General features: G+C 45.9%; 6 protein-coding genes and 1 pseudogene. 6 read left to right on the top strand and 1 reads right to left on the bottom strand.

Translation table 11 applies throughout. From position 1 onward, the window contains the following. The 3 genes and pseudogenes from JGK16_RS32165 to JGK16_RS32870 all read left to right on the top strand — a co-directional run. A pseudogene (locus tag JGK16_RS32165) lies at window positions 1-256 on the top strand (RNA-guided endonuclease TnpB family protein); the annotation flags it as partial. A gap of 58 nt (window positions 257-314) precedes the next feature. Next, window positions 315-542 (top strand): transposase, encoded by a 228-nt coding sequence (locus JGK16_RS32875; RefSeq protein WP_363319285.1) that lies wholly within the window; start codon window positions 315-317, stop codon window positions 540-542. A gap of 205 nt (window positions 543-747) precedes the next feature. Then, on the top strand, window positions 748-1,044 hold the full coding sequence (locus JGK16_RS32870; protein ID WP_363319284.1) for a zinc ribbon domain-containing protein: 297 nt from the start codon (window positions 748-750) through the stop codon (window positions 1,042-1,044). Here the strand turns inward: JGK16_RS32870 and JGK16_RS32160 are convergent. After that, complete coding sequence (locus tag JGK16_RS32160; protein WP_293187129.1) at window positions 1,024-1,305, bottom strand: hypothetical protein; 282 nt, start codon at window positions 1,303-1,305, stop codon at window positions 1,024-1,026. The two genes, JGK16_RS32870 and JGK16_RS32160, sit on opposite strands and share 21 nt — an antisense overlap. 138 nt (window positions 1,306-1,443) lie before the next feature. Here JGK16_RS32160 and JGK16_RS32155 point away from each other — a divergent pair, with 138 nt between their 5' ends. The 3 genes from JGK16_RS32155 to JGK16_RS32145 all read left to right on the top strand — a co-directional run bounded on the left by JGK16_RS32155 (window position 1,444) and on the right by JGK16_RS32145 (window position 3,768). Continuing rightward, the gene (locus JGK16_RS32155) at window positions 1,444-1,998 is read left to right on the top strand and encodes a hypothetical protein (protein WP_293187128.1); all 555 of its coding nucleotides are present in this window, start codon (window positions 1,444-1,446) and stop codon (window positions 1,996-1,998) included. Window positions 1,999-2,134: 136 nt separating this feature from the next. Then, a complete protein-coding gene (locus tag JGK16_RS32150) occupies window positions 2,135-3,022 on the top strand; it encodes a hypothetical protein (RefSeq protein ID WP_293187127.1) in 888 nt (295 codons plus the stop codon). A 173-nt stretch (window positions 3,023-3,195) separates the two neighbouring features. Beyond that, window positions 3,196-3,768, top strand: coding sequence for a DUF2996 domain-containing protein (locus JGK16_RS32145; protein ID WP_293187126.1), 573 nt, complete (start codon window positions 3,196-3,198; stop codon window positions 3,766-3,768). Window positions 3,769-3,963 lie beyond the last annotated feature (195 nt).

Here is a 3,963-nt window from a genome sequence, read left to right as displayed (position 1 = left end):
CAAGAAATTCTTTAACAATCATGTAAAGCCTGAGTTTACATGGATTAAAGAAGCGGGAATTTGCCAGAAGATAACTCAATATGCTTTCGACAATCTTGGGGATTCCTTCTCCTTATTTTTCTCAAAAAAAGGTGGATATCCCAAATTCAAGAAGAAGGGGCATCATGATTCTTTCACGATAGATGCAGGTGGCAAACCAATTCCGGTAGGTGGTACGTCCATAAAGTTGCCGACTATCGGCTGGGTAAAAACCTAGGGCGGATTGCCTCACACCACCGTGCCGTGTCAATCACTATTTCACGTACCGCCGACAGTTGGTTTATCGCTTTTGCTTACGAACAGAAGAGCCAACTATAAAGCAACACGATGTTGTGGGTGTTGACTTGGGAGTTAAAGAGTTGGCAACCCTTTCGACCGGTGTTGTTTTGCCTAACCCAAAGCATTACAAAACGCATCTCAGTAAGTTGCGTAGGCTGTCAAAGGAGTTATCCCGAAAAAAACAAGAGGCTCTAGAAATAGATTTAAGGCGAAACAAAAACTAGCGAAGCATCATGCTAAGGAATGAAAATTTAATAACCTAGACGACTATCCCCCCCTTAGCCCTTACTGGAAAAGAAATGGGGAAGCAAAGTTGCTTAAATTATTCAATTTTCATTCCTAAGGTAGCGAATCTCAGAAAAAATACTCTCCATCAAATCACTACTTACTTATGCAAAAACCACGCAAAGATAGTAGTAGAGAATTTGAATGTTTCTGGGTTACTGTCTAATCACAAGCGAGCTTCGAGTTATCGCTGATTGTGGATTCTATGAATTCAAACGTCAACTAGAGTATAAATCTCAAAAGTTTGGCTGTGAAGTAATCATTGCTGACCGCTGGTTTCCTTCGAGTAAGACTTGTTCAAACTGCGGACATATTCAAGATATGCCGCTGAAAGAAAGGACTTACAACTATGGAAGTTGCGGTCATTCGATGGACAGGGATTTGAACGCAGCGATTAATTTATCGCGCTTGGCTAGAGCGTCAAAGCTTACCGAGGGATAGCCGCTCCCATGCCCCCGATGAAGTAAGAAGCAAATGTCTAGACTTGTCTAGGATTTGTATAGCAGCTTTACCCACAAAGCAAGACCTAAGTTGGAAGGCCGAAGCAACACGATTGACGGACAATTCCTCTGAAACCTCTAGATAAATCTCGGGAAAATCAGCGAAAATTGTTTTGAGATTGCTGGCCATCAAAAAACTTAGTTTTTTTACCTCATCCCCAGAATTGATCTGTGGAGCAATCTTTCTTTCTTCTTCCTTCAAAACTCGCAATTGCAAAAAATCCTCTGCCTGCGGGCAGAGGATTTTTTCGCAAAGGACACAAATCACTCGCTCGGGGAAGACAAATTGGTAAATCGTGAGCCACAATTGTTATGGAAACCTACTAATGAGGAGAGAGCGATGCAATTTCCCCCCGCACGCCGAATCTTAGCTCCATTTCTGATCTCGGTACTGCTGCTCGTGACTTCCTGCGGTCAGAATCAGCCCCCCTCCCGCTGGGACAAAGCCCAGCAGGAAAGCACCCAAAAATCGACTAAAGCCAAGCAGACAAATGCTGACAAATCCACTGCTAGTAATCAAAACCTGCCCAAGAAGGCAGTTGCAGGCGGTAAGTTAAATAAATACTTCCCGTCTGCTGGCGGCGGATTCGATCGCGTTTTCGCTCAAGAAAAATCCGGTTTTGCTGAAGCTAAACTGAACAAAGGCGGTAAAAATGTCGCGGTGCTTTCGATTAACGACATCGCCGGCAACCCCAGCGCCGGAGCCAAATTCCAGCAAAGCACCAAGCAAATTAGCGGCTATCCCGCTGTCAGTCAGGGCGCTAACATCACTGCTGTTTTAGTGGCAAATCGCTATCAAGTCAAAGTTCAATCCCGCGATCCCTCTTTTACCGCTAGCGAGCGCGAAGCTTGGCTGTCAAAATTTAACCTGAGCGGCCTTGCTAGTGTGAAATAGCAGTGTCTCAGATCGAACTTCTCGCCCGACTCTAGCTCTGGCGCTATCAAAACTATGTCTGCCAAAATCAGACTGTGAAGTTCTTGCCATCTACCAAAAGTAATACCTTTGATTTCTGTTCAACAAGGAGTTTTTTGTGAGCAAAACAGTCTTTGAATTAGTCGATCAACTGCCTAAAGACAACATGACTGTCAAAGCCCTGCGAGCGCTTGACTTTGTTGTTCCAGGCGAGTGGAACAATTTAGTTGGCTTTGAAAATACCATTCGTACGGTAACAGGCGAAACTGACGAAGATATGATCCAGCAAATTGGCGATCGGGCCATCACCCTCTACAACGATAAATCGGAAGGCTACCAACGCGCTCTCTGGCTTTACCAAACGATCGACAGTGCCTCTAGCGCCCTCGGTACAGCAGCCCTAGCTAACAAAGTCGCCCAAAATGTGCCGTTTTTGTCCGTGCTGGGAAATCTCACCCCCAAGCCTGAAAAAGCTCAGACGATCGACCTTTCTCTAAAATTAGTCACTGAATTGCTCGCTTTTTGCCAAATTAACGGCATTCCTGGCGACAGCATCGGCGATTTTGCCGGGGCTTTGGGCGACTACGGCGGTGAATCCCTGATGCGGATGGCTGCTTTGGTTTGTTTTGATGGTTTGATTCCCCTGGGCCCAGACTTTATCATGGCTACTCAGTCTTGGATTCAAAAGCTCTCCCCTAGCGATTTGCAAGACAATCCGGCGTTTAAGTCGATCGGCGGTATGATTCCTGGTGGTAATCCCGCAGGCCAACTCGGATTTATCGGCGAAAGCTTTAACTCGGTTTCCGGCTGGATGGGCTCGTTTGTGAGCGATCGAGGTTTGACTCCCCAAAACGTTATGGGGCACTTACAGAGTTTTGTGGAAATTTCTGCCGACAAGGTGGACTACGTGGGCGCTTTCCTGGACATGACTACCAACTACTACGAACACACGGGCGTTCAAACTCTCGCCCACCGTTTGATTGAACGAGCTGTCGCTGAGATTTAGAATAAGCATAGTCCTCAGTCATTAGTCAGTAGTCATCGGTTAGTAGTTATTGGTTATTAGTTATTGGTTATTAGAAACAACAACTAAAACTAACAACAAATAACAACCAACAAACAACTACTGACTCCTGACTCCTGACTCCTCTACTCATCACTTTTTAAAAGGAAGCACCAATGGCAGAAGAACCGAAAAATCCAGCAGCAGGCGAAGCCGAAACAGAGGCCCTTTCTGCTGAAAACGCTCCGAGTTCCGACACTCCGGAAACCAGCGACATCCCCAGCGCTGACAAGCCTGCGCCCGCTGCTAAAAAAGCGGCCGCCAAGCCAGACGGTGACAAGCCCCCAGCTAAAGCTAAAAAGGAAAAAGCACCTGCTGTTGAAGACAAGCCCTTTGCGGAATTTATTCAACAAGATTATTTGCCCGCCTTGCAAACTGCTTTGACCAAGCAGGGCGTTAAGGATTTAGATGTGAGTTTGACCAAGCAAAAACTCCCCGTTGCTGGCATGAGTTCCGCCGGAGATTGCTGGCAAGTAATTGGTAAATTTCAAGAAGGTCAGCGCCAATTTAACTTGTATTTTCCTCAAGAAGATATTCAAAGTCAAAGAGCATTTTCCTGCGCTGAAAATAACACCAAAACCAGCACTTTAGAGCCTTTTTTGATAGACGAGCGCAAGATTACCCTAGACCTCATGGTCTTTGGTGTCGTCCAGCGGCTTAATGCTCAAAAATGGCTGAATCTTAATTAGTTATCGTGCAGTGCGAGCGTCCCGCTCGCGAGTCTTAAGATAGCTCGCGAGTCTTAAGATAGCTCGCGAGTCTTAATATAGCTCGCGAGTCTTAATATAGCTCGCGAGTCTTAAGATAGCTCGCGAGTCTTAAGATAGCTCGCGAGTCTTAAGATAGCTCGCGAGTCTTAAGATAGCTCGCGAGTCTTAAGATAG

Origin of the sequence: Microcoleus sp. PH2017_09_SFU_O_A (assembly GCF_020738625.1) — a bacterium.
GTDB lineage: Bacteria > Cyanobacteriota > Cyanobacteriia > Cyanobacteriales > Microcoleaceae > Microcoleus.
The sequence above is the reverse complement of the archived record's forward strand: the minus strand, read 5'-3'. Positions and strand labels throughout refer to the sequence as shown.